Source organism: Nocardiopsis quinghaiensis (assembly GCF_008638365.1).
In the GTDB taxonomy this organism is placed as follows: domain Bacteria; phylum Actinomycetota; class Actinomycetes; order Streptosporangiales; family Streptosporangiaceae; genus Nocardiopsis; species Nocardiopsis quinghaiensis.
Genome location: NZ_VWVU01000001.1, coordinates 99,798 through 119,174, shown reverse-complemented (window position 1 = coordinate 119,174; position 19,377 = coordinate 99,798). Strand labels below are relative to the sequence as shown.

The 19,377-nt window shown below is 70.0% G+C and carries 16 protein-coding genes; 7 read left to right on the top strand and 9 right to left on the bottom strand.

The annotated features are described in order from the left end of the window. The first annotated feature begins 2 nt into the window (after positions 1-2). Genes FYX01_RS05305 through FYX01_RS05295 form a run of 3 tightly spaced genes read left to right on the top strand, consistent with a single transcriptional unit; the run spans position 3 to position 4,970 of the window. Positions 3-1,874 carry a non-ribosomal peptide synthetase gene (locus tag FYX01_RS05305; protein WP_150238131.1) on the top strand — a complete coding sequence of 624 codons (1,872 nt, stop codon included), beginning with the start codon at positions 3-5 and terminating at the stop codon, positions 1,872-1,874. Beyond that, positions 1,871-4,255 carry a condensation domain-containing protein gene (locus FYX01_RS05300; RefSeq protein ID WP_150238130.1) on the top strand — a complete coding sequence of 795 codons (2,385 nt, stop codon included), beginning with the start codon at positions 1,871-1,873 and terminating at the stop codon, positions 4,253-4,255. The genes FYX01_RS05305 and FYX01_RS05300 overlap by 4 nt, the downstream gene beginning before the upstream one ends. Positions 4,256-4,259: 4 nt before the next feature. Next, entirely contained in the window at positions 4,260-4,970 is a 711-nt protein-coding gene (locus FYX01_RS05295; RefSeq protein WP_150238128.1) for an aspartate/glutamate racemase family protein, read from the top strand. A 22-nt stretch (positions 4,971-4,992) separates the two neighbouring features. Here the strand turns inward: FYX01_RS05295 and FYX01_RS05290 are convergent, their stop codons facing one another. The 4 genes from FYX01_RS05290 to FYX01_RS05275 form a co-directional block, all read right to left on the bottom strand. Further along, positions 4,993-6,633: an MFS transporter gene (locus tag FYX01_RS05290; RefSeq protein ID WP_150238125.1), complete on the bottom strand. Its 1,641-nt coding sequence runs from the start codon at positions 6,631-6,633 to the stop codon at positions 4,993-4,995. A gap of 159 nt (positions 6,634-6,792) precedes the next feature. Beyond that, positions 6,793-8,181, bottom strand: a complete 1,389-nt coding sequence (locus FYX01_RS05285; protein WP_150238124.1) for an FAD-binding oxidoreductase — start codon at positions 8,179-8,181, stop codon at positions 6,793-6,795. Further along, positions 8,178-9,725 (bottom strand): class I SAM-dependent methyltransferase, encoded by a 1,548-nt coding sequence (locus FYX01_RS27020; RefSeq protein ID WP_150238122.1) that lies wholly within the window; start codon positions 9,723-9,725, stop codon positions 8,178-8,180. Before FYX01_RS27020 ends, FYX01_RS05285 begins: the two co-directional genes overlap by 4 nt. A 51-nt stretch (positions 9,726-9,776) precedes the next feature. Then, a complete protein-coding gene (locus FYX01_RS05275; RefSeq protein ID WP_150238120.1) occupies positions 9,777-10,601 on the bottom strand; it encodes a class I SAM-dependent methyltransferase in 825 nt (274 codons plus the stop codon). A 216-nt stretch (positions 10,602-10,817) separates the two neighbouring features. Between FYX01_RS05275 and FYX01_RS05270 the strand changes: the two genes are divergently transcribed. Next, positions 10,818-11,147 carry a YciI family protein gene (locus tag FYX01_RS05270; protein ID WP_150238118.1) on the top strand — a complete coding sequence of 110 codons (330 nt, stop codon included), beginning with the start codon at positions 10,818-10,820 and terminating at the stop codon, positions 11,145-11,147. 42 nt (positions 11,148-11,189) lie between these two features. Continuing rightward, complete coding sequence (locus FYX01_RS05265; protein ID WP_150238117.1) at positions 11,190-11,744, top strand: dihydrofolate reductase family protein; 555 nt, start codon at positions 11,190-11,192, stop codon at positions 11,742-11,744. A gap of 39 nt (positions 11,745-11,783) precedes the next feature. Here FYX01_RS05265 and FYX01_RS05260 read toward each other — a convergent pair whose 3' ends face one another. Next, positions 11,784-12,632, bottom strand: coding sequence for a methyltransferase domain-containing protein (locus FYX01_RS05260; protein WP_150238115.1), 849 nt, complete (start codon positions 12,630-12,632; stop codon positions 11,784-11,786). Between the two features lie 55 nt (positions 12,633-12,687). Beyond that, positions 12,688-14,271 (bottom strand): 4-hydroxyphenylacetate 3-hydroxylase family protein, encoded by a 1,584-nt coding sequence (locus FYX01_RS05255; RefSeq protein ID WP_150238114.1) that lies wholly within the window; start codon positions 14,269-14,271, stop codon positions 12,688-12,690. Positions 14,272-14,538: 267 nt separating this feature from the next. Here FYX01_RS05255 and FYX01_RS05250 point away from each other — a divergent pair, with 267 nt between their 5' ends. Next, the gene (locus tag FYX01_RS05250; protein ID WP_150238112.1) at positions 14,539-15,726 is read left to right on the top strand and encodes an acyl-CoA dehydrogenase family protein; all 1,188 of its coding nucleotides are present in this window, start codon (positions 14,539-14,541) and stop codon (positions 15,724-15,726) included. Positions 15,727-15,772: 46 nt separating this feature from the next. Beyond that, positions 15,773-16,189: an SgcJ/EcaC family oxidoreductase gene (locus FYX01_RS05245; RefSeq protein WP_150238110.1), complete on the top strand. Its 417-nt coding sequence runs from the start codon at positions 15,773-15,775 to the stop codon at positions 16,187-16,189. Between the two features lie 77 nt (positions 16,190-16,266). Here the strand turns inward: FYX01_RS05245 and FYX01_RS05240 are convergent, their stop codons facing one another. Genes FYX01_RS05240 through FYX01_RS05230 form a run of 3 tightly spaced genes read right to left on the bottom strand, consistent with a single transcriptional unit; the run spans position 16,267 to position 19,371 of the window. After that, positions 16,267-17,511 (bottom strand): cytochrome P450 family protein, encoded by a 1,245-nt coding sequence (locus FYX01_RS05240; protein ID WP_150238108.1) that lies wholly within the window; start codon positions 17,509-17,511, stop codon positions 16,267-16,269. Between the two features lie 25 nt (positions 17,512-17,536). Then, positions 17,537-18,352, bottom strand: a complete 816-nt coding sequence (locus FYX01_RS05235) for a TIGR03084 family metal-binding protein (RefSeq protein ID WP_223830318.1) — start codon at positions 18,350-18,352, stop codon at positions 17,537-17,539. A gap of 38 nt (positions 18,353-18,390) precedes the next feature. Further along, the gene (locus tag FYX01_RS05230) at positions 18,391-19,371 is read right to left on the bottom strand and encodes a carboxymuconolactone decarboxylase family protein (RefSeq protein WP_150238106.1); all 981 of its coding nucleotides are present in this window, start codon (positions 19,369-19,371) and stop codon (positions 18,391-18,393) included. Positions 19,372-19,377: the final 6 nt, after the last annotated feature.

Genomic DNA, 19,377 nt, shown 5'->3' with positions numbered 1-19,377 from the left:
GTATGGAGTTTGAGCCAGTCCACGAGACGGTGAGCCGCATCGCGAGAGAACACTCGGACCGCACGGCGATAGAGGGCCCGGGGGGACGGACCTCCTACGCGGAACTGGACGCCGGTGTGCGGAGGTTGTCCACCGCCCTGGCCGTGAACGGGGTCGAGCCGGGTTCCATGGTCCCCGTCATCGCCCGCGACCGCACGCTCATGGCCACAGCACTCCTCGCGGTGCTCAGGACCGGAGGGGTGGTGGTGCCCCTGGACGTCGCTGGTCCACCCGGCCGTGTGGCGGCTGCGCTACGCGCCACCTCCCCCGGGCACGTCATCACCGACGTGGTTCCCGAGCGGTCGGTGCGGTCCCTGATCGAGGAAACGGCACCGGAGGCGAAAACCGTCACTCCGCTGACCGACCCCGGGCCGCAGGAGGCCCCGGCGCACGCCAGCGCACCCGACGACCCCTGCTACGTGTTCTTCACCTCCGGGACCACGGGCCGGCCGAAGGGAATCGTCGGCAGGGTCGGTTCCGTTCCGCCCTATCTGCGTTGGGAGAGCGAACTCGTGTCCGCGGGACCCGGCTCCCGCGTCTCACAACTGCACTCACCCGGGTTCGACGCCGTCCTCCGCGACGTCCTCCTCCCCCTGACGACGGGGGGCACGCTGTGCCTGCCCGAGCCGGGGATCCCCGCCGACCCAGCGGCTCTGTGCCGCTGGATCGACGACTCCCACGTGACCCTCGTGCACTGCGTCCCCACCGTGTTCCGCGGGTTCCTCGCGGCGGCGGAGGCGAGCGGGACGCGGTTCGCCTCGCTCCGCCACGTGGCCCTCTCCGGAGAGCGGCTGCATCCCTCGGACGTGGCCCGCTGGACCGACCTGTTCGGCGCGGACGGCCCCGGGCTGATCAACATGTACGGCCCTTCGGAGACGACCATGACCAAGACATACCACCTGGTCACGCCCGCCGACGCCGAGCGCGAGACCGTACCCGTGGGACGACCGGTCCCCGGGACCGAAGTTCTGCTGTTGGACGAGTACGGCGGCGAGTGCCCTACCGGTGAGGTAGGGGAGGTCCATCTGCGCACACGGCACGGGACCCTGGGATACCTGAATGATCCCGACGCCACCGAATCCTCCTTCGAACGGATACCGGGCGGCGGTCCGGGCGAGGTCGTCTATCGGACGGGGGACTTCGGACGTCTCCTGCCCGACGACGGACTGGAGTTCCTGGGAAGGACGGACCACCAGGTCAAGGTCGGTGGCGTACGGGTGGAGGTCGAGGGTGTGGAAGCACTCCTGCGGGAGGTCCCCGGCGTCGAGGACGCGGCCGTCACCGTCACCGGGGAGGGCCCGGGCCCCCTCCGCCTGCGGGCCTTCCTCCAGTGCGAGCGCCTGCCCGACGCCTCCCTCCTTCGCGATCGGCTGGCGCACCACCTCCCCGGCGGTGCCCTCCCCGAGGCGTTCGCCCGCCTGGACCGCCTGCCCCGAACCATCAGCGGCAAGGTGGACCGCCAGGCACTGCCGACGGACATCGCAACGGCCGCCACCCCGGCGGCGGTGGAGCCGCGCACTCCCCTGGAGCGTGTCCTGGCCGCCGTCTGGTCGGAGATCCTGCCCCTCACCGGGACGGACGTCCGCCGATCGTTCTTCGACGCGGGGGGAAGCTCCCTGCTCGTCCTCGAACTGCTGACACGGATCAGGCGGCAGACCGGCGCCGAGGTTCCGCTCGCGTCCTTCCTCGTGGAGCCGACGATCGAGTCCGCGGCACGCCTGGTCGAGGAGTCACTGTTCTCCGACGAGACCATGGCCGACCTGTTCGACGATGAGGGCGAGGCCGAGGGCCTCGCCCCTGAACGCCACGAGCACCCCTTCGAGGAGTCACGATGACCTCCGCCCAGAGCCATACCAGGGGCGAACCGTCCTCACGCCAAGCGCGCCTGCTGGCCCAGGAGATGGAGAGCGCCCTGCTCGCGCACCCCGAGGTGACCGACTGCGCTGTTCGGTACCGCGGTCCCGCCGACGCCCAGGAGGACCCCACCCGGCGCTGCACCGCGTGCGGTATCTCGACCCGCTATCCGGGACTCTCCTTCGATGAGGAGGGAGTGTGCGGGCTGTGCCTCATGTACGAGGACGAGAGGGACCGCATCCACGCATACTTCGGAGTTCCCGGGACCCTCGCCGAACGCCTGCGCTCGGCGTCGGAGGGCCGGGAGACCTCCTACGACTGCCTGCTGCTCTTCAGCGGGGGCAAGGACAGCACCTACGTGCTGTACCAGCTGGTGTCCATGGGCCTGCGGGTCATGACCTTCACGTTCGACAACGGCTTCATCTCGCGTGCGGCGCTGCGCAACGTCGAAAGGGTCACCTCGGCCCTGGGCGTGGAACACGTCACCGCGACCCATGACGACCAGGAACGTGTCTTCCTGGAGAGCCTGAACGAACACAAGAGTGTGTGCAACGGCTGCTTCCGCTCGCTTCTCGAACTCAGTACGCGACTCGCGCACGAACGCGGCATCCCCTCCATCGTCACGGGCCTGTCCCGGGGCCAGATCATCGACGAACGGCTCTCATGGTTCCACTCCCGCGGGGTGTTCGACCCTGAGGAGATCGAGAGCGGCCTTCGCCTGGGCCGCACCGCCTACCACCGGGGGGAGGTCGGCCCCGAGGTCCTCGCCTCCGTGGAGGTGGTGGACTTCTTCCGGTACAGCGACGTGACCAAGGACGATATCCGCGACTTCCTGAAGCTGCGCTCCCCCATGTGGTCGGAGCCCACCGACACCGGTTTCTGTAGCTCGAACTGCATGATCAACGACGTGGGCGTGTACGTGCACACACGTGAGCGGGGGTTCCACAACTACGAGTCCCCGACCCGTTGGGAGGTACGTCTGGGCCATCTGGCACGCGACGAGGCGGACAGCGAACTCCGTGCGCCCGTCAACATCGCCAGGGTGAAACGCATGCTGGCCCGGCTCGGATACGCCGATCCCGAGAGCCGCGAGGGGCTGGAGCAGCGCTTCACCGGATACGTCGTCACCCGCGGCGCCACGGCGGGGCGGATCCGCTCCTCGATCTCCACCGGGGCGGAGTCCCCCCCGCTCCCCGGCCGGCTGGTGCGCGTCGCCGACATCCCGCGACCGCGCGGCGCCGTGGACGAACACGCGCTGGAGCTGTCGCCCGTCCTGGACGGAGGGCCGACCACCGAGACATCCGTGCCCCCACGCGGGCACGAGGAACTCGTCCCGGTGCTTCCCGCGCAACAGCGCCTCCTGGCCCTCGCGGACGGGAGGAGCGGTATGGGCGGTTACGCGGGCGCACTCCTGTTGGAGCTGAGAAACGCCGACGCCGACATGGTCCGGCGCCCACTCCTGGGGCTCGTGCTCCAGCACGAGGCCCTGCGGCTGAGGTTCGTGCGGGAGCGGGACAAGTGGCTCCAGGGGGATGGCGGCGCGGAGAGGGCCCTGACCGTGGCCCGGCTGGACCTCTCCTCGTACGACGTCGGAGAGGAGCCCGGTCTCCTCTCCCGAGCCCTGCGGCGGATGCGTTCTCGGGCGGACGCCTCCGAGGGCCCGCGTGTCCAAGCCACCGTGGTGAAGCGGGGGGACCGACCGCCCCTGCTGTTGCTGGTGGTGCACGCCTTGTCGGCCGACCCCGGGTCCTGGCGGACCCTCCTCACGGACCTGCGGGCCCTCTGGGAAGGCGGCGGGACACCGGCGACGCCCCGTTCGTTCCTGACCGAGGCCGAACTCCGGACAGCGTCCACGCCCTCCGGGCCACGCGCCGTCGGCCACGCGCCGCATGTGCTGGCGGCCTCCTCCGTCCTCGCGGGCGGAGGGCACGACCTCGGGAAGCTGTGCCGGGCCCTCGCTGACGCGTTCTCCGACCTGTTCCCCGGCGGACCCGCGGTGGACCTTGTCGACCACACGGCTCGCGGACAGGGGATCGTCGGCCCCCTGGCGGAGCCCCTGCGGATGGTTCCTGCCCACCGGGACACGCCGTCCGGGGCGGAGGAGTCGGTGCCCGCAGTACGGCTCGACCACCTTGGGCCCTCCGGGGCGTTCGCGCTCGAGAACGGGCCGTTCGGCCTGGCCGCTCTTGAGGGAACCGGGCTGACCGGTCCCGGCGGGCCCGGACACCCGGTGACGGTCACGGCCTCCTCGACCAGTGGCGCACTGCGGTTGGCCTGGTGGTGCGACCCCGCGCTGCGTGACGGCTTCTCGGCCGCCGACGTGCCCGCCCGACTGCTCCGGGCCGTGGAGAAGGAGGGCTGACGGGATGCGGGGAGCCGGTTCGACCCTCGGTGTACTGGGAGGGATGGGGCCCGCCGCGACGGCGGAGTTCCTCCGCCTGATCGCCCACCGGTTCCCCGCCACCCGTGACCAGGAGCATCCCCGAGTGCTCCTGTTGTCGGAACCCGGGATCCCCGACCGCAGTTCCTGTGTGCTCACCGGCGACGACGCGCCCCTTCCGCAGATCAGGGAGGGGCTGTCCACCCTGGTCTCGTGGGGGGCCGACCTGCTGGCCGTACCCTGCAACACCGCGCACGTGTTCATCGACCGCTTCCGGCAGGAGCTTCCGGCACCCCTGGTGGACATCGTGGAGGCCACCCTGGCCACGGCCGTGTCGCGGGGAGCAGGGGCCAGCTGGCTCGCCGCGACGTCCGGGACCGTGCACGGCGGCCTCTACCAGAGACGTGCGCTGGACCTGGGACACCGTCTACTGCTGCCGGAACCGCACGTCCAGGAGGGCGTCGAGACGACGATCCGCCTGGTCAAGATGGGAAGGACCGAGCAGGCGGCCGCGTGTATGACGACAGTGGCCCGGTCCCTATGGCGGACCGGGCCCTTCCCTGTCATCGCGGCCTGCACCGAACTCCCGCTTGCCTACGAGGCCGCCGGACTACCACCGGATATGGCGGTGTCCAGCCTCGAATGCCTGGCGTCGTCGTGCGTCGACACCCTGCTGGCGCGTGCCGGGCGGCGCTGAGCAGCACATGGGCGGCGCGCCCTCAGTCGCGTTGCTCCGCCAGGGAGCCCTCCCCGCCGTGTTCCGTCTCGGCATCGCCGGGAGCGCTGTCGGCCCCCTCGTCCCCCTGCGGATCTGTGGCGGGAGCACCGTCCGCCTCCTCGGCCCCGATCGGTGGGACGTGGCGAAGCCGAACGAAGACGAGCACGGCCGTGGCCACGAGAAGCACCGCGCTGACCAGGGCGACGACGTGGAGGCCGCTGGTGAACGCCTCCTGCGCCACGAGCGTCATCTGGGAGCCCGTAGAGCCTCCCAGCTCCTCCGACGCCGCGACGGCCCCGGCGACGTTGTCGGTCATGGCGGCAGCCGTGTCGGAGGGCACTCCGTCGGGTGTGGCTTCGGCCGCCTGCGTGCTGTAGACGAAGGCACCGAGCGTGCCCACCGTGGCGATTCCGAGGGACGTCCCCATCTCATTGCTGACCTGGGGCAGGGAGGCGGCGGAGCCGGCCTTCTCCGGAGGGGCTCCCCCGACCACCAGGTTCATGCCGAGGGCGAGCCCGGGGCCGCCTCCCAGGCACCAGACCATGAATCCGGCCACGGGGAGGACGACGCCGCTCTCGGGCCCGACCAGAAGCAGCATGAGCAGACCGGCCGCCACGACCAGCAGGCCTCCGCCGATGAGGAGCGAGGGACGGAACCGCTGCGCGAGGGTGGGGGCCAGTACCACGCTGACCGTTCCCACGGCCAAACCCGGGATGAGGGCGAGTGCGGCCTGGAACGGGGTCAGCCCCAGCACCGACTGGAAGAACTGGCTGATGAAGAACAGGGCCGTCCCGGTCAACATGCTGTACATGAGCATGACCACGAGCGCCACTGTGAGCTGACCGTTCTTGAACAGGCGCAGGTCGAGAAGGGGGTCGTCGAGAACCAGCTGGCGCCGTACGAAGGCCGCACCGCCGACGACGCCCAGGAGCACGGCGGCGATGGGCAGGGGCTCCCAGCCGATCCGCGCCAACTCCTTCACCCCGTAGACGAAGGGGAGGATCATCAGCAGCGACAGGAGGACACTCATGAGGTCGAGCCGGCCCGGCTCGGGAGAACGGTACTCCGGCAGTACCAGGGGGCCCAGGACGAGCAGGACCACCATGGCCGGAACGGCCAGCAGGAAGACCGAGCCCCACCAGAAGTACTCCAGCATCACACCGCCCGTGATGGGCCCGATGATCGCTCCGAGGGTGAACGCGCCGGCCCACATCCCGATAGCCGTCCCCTTCTGCTTCGGGTCGAGGAACATGTTGCTGATCAGCGCGAGCGTGGAGGGCGCGAGGGTGGCCCCGGCGATGCCGAGCAGCGCGCGTGCGGCGATCAGCATCTCGGGGCTGGTGGAGAAAGCGGCGGTGACCGAGGCGGCGCCGAAGGCCACCGCGCCGATCATCAGGAGCTTACGGCGGCCGATCCTGTCACCGAGGGTGCCCATCGTCACCAGGAATCCGCCGACCATGAAGCCGTAGATGTCCATGACCCAGAGCTGCTGGGTGCTGTTCACGCCGAGGTCGGCGGTCAGGTTCGGGAGGGCGAGCAACAGCACGAAGACGTCGAAGGAGACGAGCATGCTGGCCAGGGTGAGGACCGCGAGCCCCACCCACTCCTTGCGCCCCGCTCTCGGTGCGCTCTGCGTGGTCATCGTGGTTCCTTTCTGCACGGGTTTCCGGTGGGACGCGGCCGCCGGGTGTACGCCCCGGAGGTGTCGGCGCCGTTCCGTTCACGAGCACCGCGTTCACGCCCTACACCCCTACGACGAACGCCCCTCGCCGAAATCGACAGACGAACGGGACGTGGACGCTCACATGTCCCGGAACGTGGCGTTCGGGGTGATGTCCGCGTGGAAGAGCCCGGTCGGGTCGAGTTCCTCGCGCAACCGGTCCAACCGCTCCACCCGGTCCGGGGTGAGGTGACGTTGCGGCTGTTCCCGTGTCTCCACGAACGTGGGGGCGGTCGTGCCCGTGTCCCAGCGGGCCAGCCCCGAGCGGACCCTCGCGCAGTGGGCGGACAGAGCGCCGGGGGTCACACCGTCCAGCGGCGCTCCGGCACCGGAGTAGACGAAGGCGGCGTCGAGATGGTCGAGGGCCCCGCCGCCGGGGTGGGGCCGGGCCAGGGAACCGCCCAGCTGCCTGAGTCCGGCGGCCACGAGCGGGGAACCCGAGTCCGGTCCGACCAGGTCGATGAGGGCGCGTACACCAGCCTCGTCGAGGTCTTCCAGAAGCATGTGGTCGCCGAGGATCGGCACGGGTTCGGGGGGGTCCATGTGCATGCGGATCACCTCGGGCACGGCGACCGGAGCCCAGGTGTCGGTGATCGGCGCCGCCACGTCCCGCAACGGTCCCAACAGATCGTGGGCCGTCCCGAGCGCGGCCCGTTCGTCACCCGCGTAGGGAACGGCGCCGTCGACGCATACGACCGGTCCGGAGCTGAGTTCCTCCGGCACGTCCGGGACCCGGGGAAACCTCATGACGCGCAGCGACGACATGATGTCCTCAGAGGCCCCGCGGGCCCAGGCCGTCCACGTCTCCAGGAGCCGGTCCAGGTGCCTTCCCTCCCAGAACGCGGCCCCGGCCACGGCCCCACGCACGGGGAAGAGGGACACCTCGACGGCCGTCACCACACCGAACCCGCCCCCGCCTCCGCGCAGGGCCCACAGGATCTCAGGGTCATGCGCCTCGTCCACCCTGCGCGAACGGCCGTCGGCGGTGACCAGTTCGACGGCCCGTACCCCGTTGGACGCCAAACCGTGTCGACGGGAGTAGAAGCTCACCCCGCCGCGCAACAGGTAACCGACCGCTCCCACGTTGGCGGAGGAGCCATGCGGCGCCGCGAGCCCGTGGGGTGCCGCTGCGTCCACGACCTCTCCCCAGAGCGCCCCGGCGGGGACACGCGCGACCCTGCGGTCCGGATCGACCTCCACCCTCTCGGACATACGGGCGCGGACGAGCAACTGGCCCTCCATGGGGGCGGCGACCGCCGCGGCGTGCCCGGTGGAGTGCACACGCAGCCGGCTCCCGGCACGCCGGGCATACCTGACCGCCTCACCCACCTCCTCCGGGGTGGTGGCCGTCAGGGCACCGGACGGCCGCGCCGGAGCCAGGAGATTGAACACCCGTGTGGCCGTCCCGTAGTCGTGGGATCCGGGGAAGGCGAAGGGGGAGCGGTCCCCGCCCTGGCCCCCGGCCCTCATGCCTCCTCCCGGACGGCCGTCATGAAGACGAAACCCTCCTCGCCGGAGGCATCGACGATCCTCATCCCCGCATCGGCCAACCAGCCCCGGAGCTGTTCGGATTCGAACAGCAGCATCCCTTCAGGCCTGGAGGGGAAGTGATGGGACTCCTGGAAGTGGCGTTCCAGGGGGTCGTCCGCCCAGCGGAAGGTCATCAGGGTGAACGTTCCCCCCGGCCGCAGGCAGCGCCCGACCTCTCGGACGGCCGTCCCCGCCTCCTCGGGGAACGCCTGGAGGGCGTTCCAGCAGTTGACCGCGCCCAGGGAGCCCGTCGCGAAGGGGAGGTCGAGGGCACTGCCCAGGACCGCGGGGACTCCCGGAAGGCGCCGTCGGAGGACGTCGAGCATGGGCAGCCCGGAGTCGAGCGCGATCACCCGGTCCTCACCGACGGCTCCGGCGAGCACGCTCGTCCAGCGCCCCGCTCCGGCCGCCAGGTCCAGGACCGGGCCCTCCACCGGCCGGACGCGCTCGATGACGTAGTCGTCCTCGTCCGCCAGAGTGACCGCGCCTCCCCAGTTGCCCCCCGCGACGCGAAGGAAGGAAGGGCGCAGGACCGCCTCGTAGTAACGTCCCATGCTCGGCATGTTCGCGAGCTTGCCGAGCAGGCCGGCCGTGGCGTCGTCCCCGTCCGCCCCCGCGCCGCCCGGAGCCTCGCTGAGCAGGTCGACGATGCCCCCCGCGGTGGGAACGTCCCTGGAGCACGAGGGGCAGTGGAACACGGAGCCGAGGCCGGAGCCGTCGAGGACCTCCCTGCAGTCCGGGCAACGCAGGAGGCCCGCGAAGCGGTCGAACAGCCCTTCCCCGGAGGCCTCCGGGGCCACGGACCCGGTTCCCGGAGCCTCATCCGGCACCGTGGTCTCCTCCGGCGCGGGCAGGGAGCGGGTGCGGGTCACCCAGCGGGCGCGTCCGCCCATGTAGGCCAGAAGGGTACGGGTGTCGTTGTCCCAGTTGGCACGGGCCTGTTCGGGGGTGAGCCGATCGATCCACCCACGGTCGAAAGCGGTCTCCTCCTGGTTCAGACGCCACACCACGGGCGAGGGCCAGGCCCTGCCCAGGTCGGGATGGTCCGGATCGAACTCGGCCAGGGCCCGTTCCAGGCGGGCCCGGTCCGCCTGGACCAGGTCCGCCCCCTCAAGGAAGGCCAGGATGCGTTCGCGTTCCCCGGGGAGGTTCCCCAGCAGGTACAGCAATACCGTGGTGGTCTCGGCGTCGGCGCCGCCGAACAGATCGAGGTAGTGGTCGAGCCCCTCGGACACGCCCTCGGACAGGACGGGGTCCCCGCCACCGGCGAGGAGCCCGAGCAGCAGCAGCGAGAGGGTCGTGGGGCGTCGGCGGACCTCCTCCACAAGGAGCGGCACCGCGTCCCTGGCCTGCGGCGTGGGCTCCCCGCCCTGCCAGACGGCGTCGAGGAGCGCTTTGAAGCACGCCTCACGGCGTTCGGAGGGCGCCCTCGCCAGGTCCGCCACCAGAGTGGCCGTGGAGGGAGACTGTGTGGACACGCTCACGCGCGCCCCCTTTCCTGGTCGTTTTCCTGTTGGAAGTGGTTGTGGCGGCGGTCAGGGCCTGCGCGCTGAGACGATCACGTAGCCCACCTGGTCGCGGCGGGCGGCGAAGAAGCCCCGGTGCTTGTCCGCGTAGCGGGCCAGGTCGTCCTCGGAGAACTCGTCCGCCAGTTCCCCGCGCCGCGCGATCGACGCGCGAAGGTACCGGTTCTTCCGCCCGTAGACGCGGGGTCCGCACTGGGTGTGCTCCTCCACCGCGAACCCCGCCCGAAGCAGGGCTTCCAGCCACTCCCCCATGGAGGGCAGGCGCCGCAGTTCGAGGGAGGACATGAAGTGCGCCAGCCGTGTGGGCTCGGTGTCGGATTCACGGCTCAGGTCCGCGAACGTGAGGCGGCCGCCAGGGCGGAGCACCCTGTGGAACTCGGCCAGCACCCGGTCGAGGTCGGAGGCGTTCTGGAGGGACTCCAGCGCGACGACGGCATCGAAGGAACCGTTCTCGAAGGGCAGTTCCGCGAAGTCGCCCAGGAGGAAATCCGTCTTCGATCCGCCCGGTTCGAGCCGCGCCCGTTCCCGCGCCCGTCGGACCTCGTACCGGCTGATCGTGACGCCCGTGACGCGCGCGCCCGTGGCGCGGGCCAAGCGCAGTGCCAGTCCGCCCGTGCCGCAGCCGGCGTCCAGCACGCGTTCCCCGGAACGGGCTCCCAGGGCCTGGGCGACCCGGTCGCTGACCCGCTCGACCGCTTCGGGCAGGGAGGCCGGGTCCTCGTCGTCGTACCAGTACCACATATGGAGCTGACCGCCCCCGTAACGCTCTCCGACGGGGGAGCGCTCGTCGTAGTGGTGGCCGAAGTCGGTGGGCCCACGGGTGTCACCGTTCATGTCCCCTCCTGGTGTTGGAGTCCCGGCCAAGGGCACCGGGCTCCGGAAGGCCGCGTCAGCTCCAATCTCCTCGTTCCGGTCCCGGCGCCGCGTCCTTCAGATTGCGGACCGGCGCCTCCCGGCCGAGGAAAAATCCCCGGCCCTGTCGAATCGGCTCGGAGCCCGATCGTCGTAGGGGGTGAAGGACCCGACAACGGACAGGAAAGGGGCATCACCATGGCCCAGTACGCGATCCTCATCTACGCGCCCACCCCCGGTGACTGGATGGAGGCCCCGCCCGAGGAGCTGGAGGCCCACGGCGCCTACGGCGGCCAGATCGAGGAGATGGGCGGCAAGATCGTGTCCGCGCTCGCCCTCCAGGCCAGCAGCACCGCGACGACCGTCCGGGGGAACTCGGTCATCGACGGACCGTTCACCGAGACCAAGGAGGTCCTCGGAGGGGTGACGGTCATCGAGGCCCGCGACCTCGACCACGCCCTTGAGATCGCCAAGAAGTGCCCGGCGACCTGGCGTGGGAGCGTCGAGGTCCGCCCCCTGATGGGCTGACCCGGGTAACAGGACGAGCACAGGAACGAAGGAAGAAGCATCATGGGCAAGATCATCGTTTCGCCGTGGGTCACCGTCGACGGTGTCATCGAGTCCCCGCACGAGTGGCAGCTGCCGTTCTGGAGCGAGGACATGCGCAAGTTCTCCAACGAGCAGCTGTTCTCGGTCTCGGCCCTTCTCCTCGGCAGGGTGACCTACGAGGGGTTCGCGGGAGCGTGGCCCTCCCGCGGTGACGAGGACGAGTTCTCCGCGACGATGAACAAGCTGCCCAAGTACGTGGTCTCCACGACACTGGAGAACCCGGAGTGGAACAACAGCGCCGTCATCGGCGGTGACGCCGTCAGCGGCATCGCCGAACTGAAGGAGAAGGTCGACGGGGACATCCTCGTCTACGGCAGCGGAACGCTCGCCAACACCCTGCTCAGCCACGGACTCGGTGACGAGTACCGGGTCTGGGTGCATCCGACCGTGGTGGGGAAGGGCAAGCGGCTGTTCGAGGGGGAGGTGAGTCAGAGCGTGCTGTCCCTCACGGGAACCACGACCTTCGAGTCGGGGGTGACCGTCCTGACCTACGTCCCCGCCGCTCCCACGGAGTAACTGGGGGGTGCGCCGGGGCGGCCCCCCGGCGCACCCGGCTCAGGTCGGCTTCACCGCGTGGGCCAGCAGGTAACCGAACTCCTCGACCAGTCCGACGGGCGCCTTGAAGACCTCCAGGAGGGGGGCCACCTGGGGGCCGAAGCGTTCGACCAGCTCGTCGTGGCGCTCGTCGACGGCGTCGATGATCCTGCGGGGAGTGCGCTTGGTGTTCGGGGTGATGTCGAGAAGCTCGACGACTTCCAGACCGCTCCCCACCAGGAGCCCGCGGTAACCGTCGAGGTCCAGCAGCGGACCCGCGGACATCGCTTCCAGGTGCGCGCGCACGAGCTCCTCGTCGGCGGGGCTCATCGGCCCCGCCCTGAGCAGGTCCGTAGCCACCAGGCGTCCGCCCGGGCGGAGCACGCGCACGATCTCGGCGAGGGCCCGTCCGCGTTCCATGTGCATCAGTGACTCGAAGGCCCACACGGTGTCGAACGAGGAGTCGGGGAACTCCAGGTCGGCACCGTCCCCGAGCTCGAACAGGACGCGGTCGGACATCCCGGCCTCTTCCGCTCGCCCCCGTGCGTCGAAGACCTGCTCCTCGTTGTTGGAGACCCCGACGACATGGGCGCCCGTCCTCTCCGCGAGACGCAGCGCGGGCAGGCCCACCCCGCAGCCCACATCCAGCAGGCGCCCGCCCTCTCCCACACCGGAGCGGGCGATCAGTTCGTCTGTCATACGGTCCGTGGCGACCTGGTTGGAGCTGTCGTCCTCCTCCGAGGTCCAGTACCCGTGGTGGAAGTTCTCGCCCCACAACTCGCGCAGGATCTGGTTGGATATGTCGTAGTATGCGTCGGTTTCCTCGCTGAGCGGAGCGCTATCCGAGGCTCCGGGGTGATCGTCACGCATATGATGTGCCTCTTCTTTGTAGGCGGATGAGGCCGTACGGTGCCGCACGGCCGCTTCACTCGTTCAACATGTCATCGCGCGCCCGTGACAGGTTCTCGTACGCCTCCAGGTCGTCGACGTGCCAACCGTCCAGCCCGTACTCGTCCAGGCACTGACCCACGAACTGCTTGTAGCCGTCGACACGTCCGTCCGCGGTCTGGGCGGCCAGCAGTTCGATCCTCGTGTTCTCGTGGTTGCCCGCGTAGTTGCGCTCGTACAGTTCGTGCCGCCCGCCGAACTCGGTGCCGACCGCGTCCCACAGGAGCTTCATGACCTTGACGCGCTCCACGGCGTCCGAGCCGTCGGAGCCACGCAGAAAACGGTCCAGGTAGGGCCGCAGCTCCTCGTTGCGGAAGTCCTCGACTCCGGAGTTGACGTAGATGAGGCCGCTGGCGACATCCTGCTGAATGATCTCCCTGACCCGGGGGTAGCCGATCTGCATGAACCACCGGTACGCCAGTCCGTAGTCGGGATTGGGCAGCACGGCTCCGTCCTGCCAGGGAACGGGAGTGCGCGCCGCCGCGTCGGACAGGCCCCGGAAGAGGTTGCGCCACGCCAGGACCTCACCGAGCCTGGCACGCACGCCCCGGTAGTCCGCCGTCCCGGTGATCTCCAGGGCCCGGGCCAGCAGACCGGCGAGGAATTCGAGCTTGACCGCCAACCGGGTGGAGCCGTGGAACGTGAAGCGCTCCACGAACCCCGAGCGACCGGTGAAAAGCTGTGCCTTGCCGAGGTTGCCGTAGATGAACACGTTCTCCCACGGGACCAGCACCCGGTCCAGCACCAGGATGGTGTCGTTCTCGTCAAGGCGTGACGAGAGCGGATGATCGAACGGACTGCCCATGACCGCGGCCGCGGCGGTGTAGGAGGGCCTGCATATGAGCTTCGCCCCGGGCGCGTCCATGGGGATCGTGGCCACCAGGGCGAAGCTCTTGTCCTTGACCGGGATGCCGTAGTGGGCGACGAAGTTGTAGTGCGCGAGGGCCGAACCGGTGGCGACGACCTTCGCGCCGCTGACGACCAGCCCCGCGTCGGTCTCCTTCTCGACGTGGACGAAGACGTCACGGACCTCGTCGGGGGATCGGTTCCGGTCCACGGGGGGATGGACGATCGCGTGGTTCCAGAACAGGACTTTCTCCTGTGATTCCCGGTACCAGCGACGCGCGTTATCCGAAAAGGGCTCGTAGAACTGTGCGTTGGCGCCCAGGGTACCGAGGAAGGCCGCTTTGTAGTCCGGACTACGCCCCATCCAGCCGTAGCTCATCCGCGACCACGCCGTGATCGCCCGCTGGGAGGCGACGAGGTCGTCTGCGCTGCGGGGCGTGGTGAAGAAAGCGTGGGTGTAGCCGTCGCCTCCGCTGTCGGTGGGGACGACGAGGTCACCGTTCCTCGCCGGGTCGTGCAGGGCGTCGTAGAGACGGGCCGTCATCCGAACCGGGTTGTGGAACGCGGGGTGCCGGGTCACGTCCTTGACCCTCTCGCCCAGCAGGTACACCTCGCGGTCGTCCCGGAGGCTGTCGACGTACTCCTCCCCCGTGAGAGGACGCGTCTTCGGCTTTCCTTCGGTCGCCGCGCCTGTGGTCTCCCGCTGTTCTCCCACCAGACCCCCTCTTCTCCACCAGATAACCAGAACATTTCCATGGCATCATCGCACAATAGGCATTGGAAACTTCTCCAAAAATGCGCTGCTGATGACTGCGGAAGATATGAGAAGGCCTTCATATCTCCCACAGGCTTGGAGGCGCATCCGACCGGGTGATTCACAGGGAAATTTTCGCGCAATCAAGAAGGTGCCGCACAGGATTCTGTGTGCGACTGTCTCACAAGTGTGATGACAGCTTTTTACGCGGCTTCGGAGGGTACGCGGATGACGATGAGAACCACGGTTCCCGGTACAGACGAGGTTGTCCGCAGGGCGGCGGACACCGTTCCCGTTCTGCGTCAGCACGCCGCCTGGGGTGAGGAGAACAGGCGCCTGCACGGTGAGGTGATCGACGCCCTGGCCGAGTCCGGGGTCTTCCGCCTACGTGTACCCGAGCGCTTCGGGGGCCGGGAGGCGAACTGTGAGTCACTGGTCCGGGTCGCCACGGAACTGGGTCGGGGAGACGGCGCGGCCGCGTGGACGGCGTCCGTCTACTGGATCCCGACCTGGATGGTCTGCCAGTTCCCCGACGAGGTCCAGGAGGAGGTGTTCTCCACCCCCGACGTCCGCGTGTGCGGCACCTTGAGCCCTGGCGGCACCGGTGTCCCCGTGGACGGCGGCATCCGCGTCAACGGCCGCTGGGGCTTCATCAGCGGTGCGCCGCACGCCCACTGGCAGGAGATCATCGTGGTCGTTCCCGGCGCGGACGGCGGTGAGCCGGAACCGGTCGTGGCGCTCGTGCCGATGTCGGACCTGCGAATCGTGGATGACTGGCACACGTCGGGTCTGCGCGGCAGTGGAAGCGTTGCGACCGTGGCCGAGGACGTCTTCGTCCCGCAGGTACGCGTCCTCCCCCTGGGGCACGTCATGTCCGGTCGCTCCGCCTCCGCGGCCTCGGCCGGCTCCGCCGCCTACCGGGTCCCCCTGCTGCCCGTGGCCGCGGCCTCCTCCGTAGGTTGCACGGCCGGCATGGCCTTGGGCGCCAGAGAGGCGTTCCTGGAGCGTCTCCCGGGCCGAAAGATCACCTACACCTCCTATGAGCAGCAGAGCGAGGCCCCGCTGACCCATGTCCGGGTGGCCGAGGCCGCGACTCTCGCCGACGCCGCCGGGTTCCACGCCCTGCGCCTGGCCGGAACCGTCGACGCCAAGGGACTCGACGGCTCCGCCTGGTCCCTGGAGGAGAGGGCCAGGTGCCGGGCCGACCTTGGAGCGGCCTGCCGATCGGCCAGGGAGGCCGTCGACCTGCTCGCGTCTGCCAGCGGTGGGTCGTCGGTGTACTCCACCGTGCCGATCCAGCGGTTCCGGCGTGACCTCCACGCCGTAAACCTGCACGCCCTGATGAATCCCGACACCAACAACGAGCTGTACGGGAGGGTCCTGTGCGGCCTGGAACCCAACACCCTCTACGTGTGAGACCCCAGCGCCGTCCACGGCGAGCGACAACGACAGGGAGAGAGCTATGAACACGCGGACGACACACACCACCCCCGACGAAAAGGACCAGGCGGCCGTCGCCGCCGTTCCCGGGCGCATCGTAGCCGCCTGGGAGGAAAACGACGCACGTGCCTTCGCCGAGGTCTTCGCCCAGGACGGCACCATGGTCCTCCCGGGCGTCTACCGGAAGGGACGGCAGGAGGTCAGGGCCTTCATGGAGACAGCCTTCGCGGGCCCCTACAAGAGCACGCGGGTCACGGGAACCCCCCTGGACCTTCGCTTCCTGAGTCCCGACGTCGCGGTCGTCGTCACCCAGGGCGGCATCCTGGCCCCCGGTGAGACCGAGGTCTCGGACGAACGGGCCATCCGCGCCACGTGGGTCGTCGCTCGCGAGGACGGGCAGTGGCGCCTCGCGGCCTACCAGAACAGCCCGCGCGGCTGAGGCGTGGGCGCCGGCCGGCGCCCACGGCGAAGAGGGTGGGGACAGATCCTGTCCCCACCCTCTCGTGGTTCCCGGCCTCAGGCGCCCTGGGGAGCGAACGCCCGTCCGAGCCGAACGGGGAGACGCCGGTGACCGTTCATGATGAAGGTCGGGAGCGGTTCCAGGCCCTCGGAGGGCGCTGCCAGGGAAAGCCCGGGGAACCGGGTGAAGAGCCGGGACAGGCCGGTCTCGGCGACCAGCCTCGCCACTCCGGCCCCCAGGCAGTAATGGGGGCCGACTCCGAAGGACAGGTGCTCCTTGTCCTCTCGTGTCACGTCGAAGCGGTCGGCGCCTTCTCCGTGCAGTTCCGGGTCCCTGCCGACAGCGCTGTAGTTGACGAGGATCGGGTCACCTCTGGGAATGGTCACGCCGTCCAGGTCGATGTCCTCGACCGCGTAGCGCAGGGGCAGGTGCGCGAGGGGGGACTGCACACGCAGGGTCTCGTCCACGACGTCCTGCCAGGAGACCCGGCCTGAGACGACCAGCTCCAGCTGGTCGGGGTGGGACAGCAGCGCGGTGACGGCGTTGTCGAAGAAGTTGATCGTGGTTTCGGAGCCCGCTCCCAGGATCGCGAAGATCGTGTCCGTGAGTTCCTGGTCGCTCAGCTTGGAGCCGTCCTCGTCCTGCGCGGCGATGAGGTCGGAGGTGATGTCCTCCCCCGGCTCGCGGCGCTTGCGGGCTATCAGCTCGGACATGGCACCGCGCCATCCCTCCAGGATGCCCTGGGCCTGCACGGGGGTGACGGTGGTGTCCACCATCATGTCCACGACCTTCGCTGTCGCGGCCCGTGACTCCTCGGACATACCGATCATGTCGGCGACGAGGCGGGCGGGCAGAGGATAGGCGAAGCGCTCCCGCAGGTCGACCACCTCGGTCGGCTCCGCCTGGGCGAGTCCCGCGAGCAGCTCCTCGGTCAGCTCCTCGATCCGGGGGAGGAAGGCCCTGCTCCGCCGCGGTGTGAACGCCTTGCCCACCAGTCTCCGCAACCGGACATGGTCCTTACCGTATGCGGTGACCATGTTGTCCATGGCGATCCAGCTGATCATCTCCCAGTCCGGGGGGATCTCCCCGTTGATGAAGGCCGGCCAGTGGGCGCGCGCGCTCTTGGTCACCCGGGGGTCCGTGAGCACGCTCCTGATCGCGCTGTGGCTGTTCAACGACCAAGCCAGGACACCACCGGGAAGCTCCACGCGTGTGGCGGCCCCCCGGGAGCGGAGCAGGTCCGTCTCACCGTGCAGGTCACGTCCGCTGGTGTCGAGGACGTGGGGACATGTCGAGGTCATGAGAGCACCAATCCTTCGGGGCGGGTCATCGGGTGAACTGGCCGGGCCGGCGACCGGCCCCGGCCGGGCCGCGGTATGCCTGGGCGATGTCGAGCCAGTGGTCGGCGTCGGCTCCCACCGCGCTCACGGCCAGGTCGTCACGGTGGCGGCGACGCGTCACCAGCAGGCAGAAGTCGGCGGCCTCTCCCGTGATCCGCTGCTCTGCGTCGGCGGGGCCGAATTCCCACTTCTGGCCGGAGGGGGAGGTCAGCTCGTATCGGAACTGCGTGGCCGGAGGCGTAAGCCCCCGGGACTGGTAGCCGAAATCCCAGGTCAGTACCGCGAATCCCACCACGTTGCCGATGCGGTCGGTCCGCTCGGGGGTGACGCCCAGGGCGTCGGCGATGTCCTGGCCGTGGGCGAGGACCTCCATCATCCCCGCACAGGCGAGGACGCCCGGAGGAATCGGGCGTACGAGCCAGGGCACCGGCTGGTCGGCGGGGGCGGCGGCGAGGGCCTCCACGGCGAAGTCCCGGTCGGCGCGCCAGCGGGCGAGCAGTTTCTCGGGGTCCTCCAGCGGATAGGTCGTCAGGACCGCGTTGACGGCCCCGTCGAAGTCCTCGCTGGCCTTGGCCGTCATCGCGGCGAAGGCCTCCGCGTCCGAGGCCGCGGTTCCGGCCAACCGGAAGACGAAGCAGAGGTGGGCCACCTGGTGGGCGACGGTCCATCCGGGGGCCGGGGTCTCCCGCGTCCAGTCGACGGGGTCCAGGTCGGCCACCAAGGCGTCGATCCCGGCCGCCTCGGCCCTCAGATCGGCGATAACGGAGGGCAACTCCGTGATGACGTTGGGCAGGGTGCTCACGTCTGGGTCCTTTCATCTGTCCGGTGGTGTGTGCGGGGTCAGGAGGTCGGGCCCTCGTCCAACATGGCGCGGGTGGCGTGGCGGGCAGCGGTCATGGCGGCCCAGCAGACGGCTCGGACCAGGGTCGGATCGTCGGCTCCGGCGTTCCGGCACTCGGTGACCGTGTCGTCGCCGACCTGGTAGGAGGCCCGTGCGGTGAGCAGGGCCAGGCGGCCGAGGGGGCGATCGGGCGGGGGTAGCTCGCTCACCGGCTCCTCGACCCAGGCGCGGCTGACTCCGGCGGAACCGGTGCCCTGCTCCTGGAGGTGGCGGCGGAGCAGGGCGCGGACGGTGTCGGGGAGCGCGCGGTCACCGGCCGCGTCGATGGTGGCGGCCGTACGGGTCAGGGCACGCAGTATCCGGGGGTCCCCGGCGGCCCAGCCCAGGTCGTCGGGTACGGGTCCGCGCCGTGTTCGCTCGGGCAGCAGTGGGAGGGAGGCGCCGGGGACGGGGTGGCCCGACCGGGCGGCGATGACCGCCCCCGTGGCACGGCGCAAGGACTTCCGCGCGAAGCCGGGAGCGAAGGCGGGCAGGGGCGATTCGGGTAGGAAGACGTTGACCAGGCGGTTGATGTGCTGGAAGGTCAGTACGACGGCGCCCAGTTCGGCGCGCTCCGGGGGGTCGGCGCCCAGCCGCACCCGGGAGTCGCCGCCGACCGGGCCGAGGGAGCCGAGGGTCGCGCCGTGCACCTCCACGCAGTAGGGGCAGGCGTTGTCCCGGGACACGGCGGTCGCCACCGCCTCCCGGTCGGGGCGCGCTGTGCGGCCCGGGACCAGAAGTGATTCGCGCAGCGCCGTCCAAGTGGCCGCCGCGCACTCTGGGGCGGGTGAGAGCAGCGCGACCGGTGGTGCGAGCACCCCGAAGTCGCGCTCCACCTGCCGGTAGAGCGTCGCGACCTCGCCGCGCGCCCGGCGCGGCGGAACCGGGTGGACATGGCGTACGTCCTTCAACGACCGACGCACGGCCGTCCGCAGGAGCATCCAAAG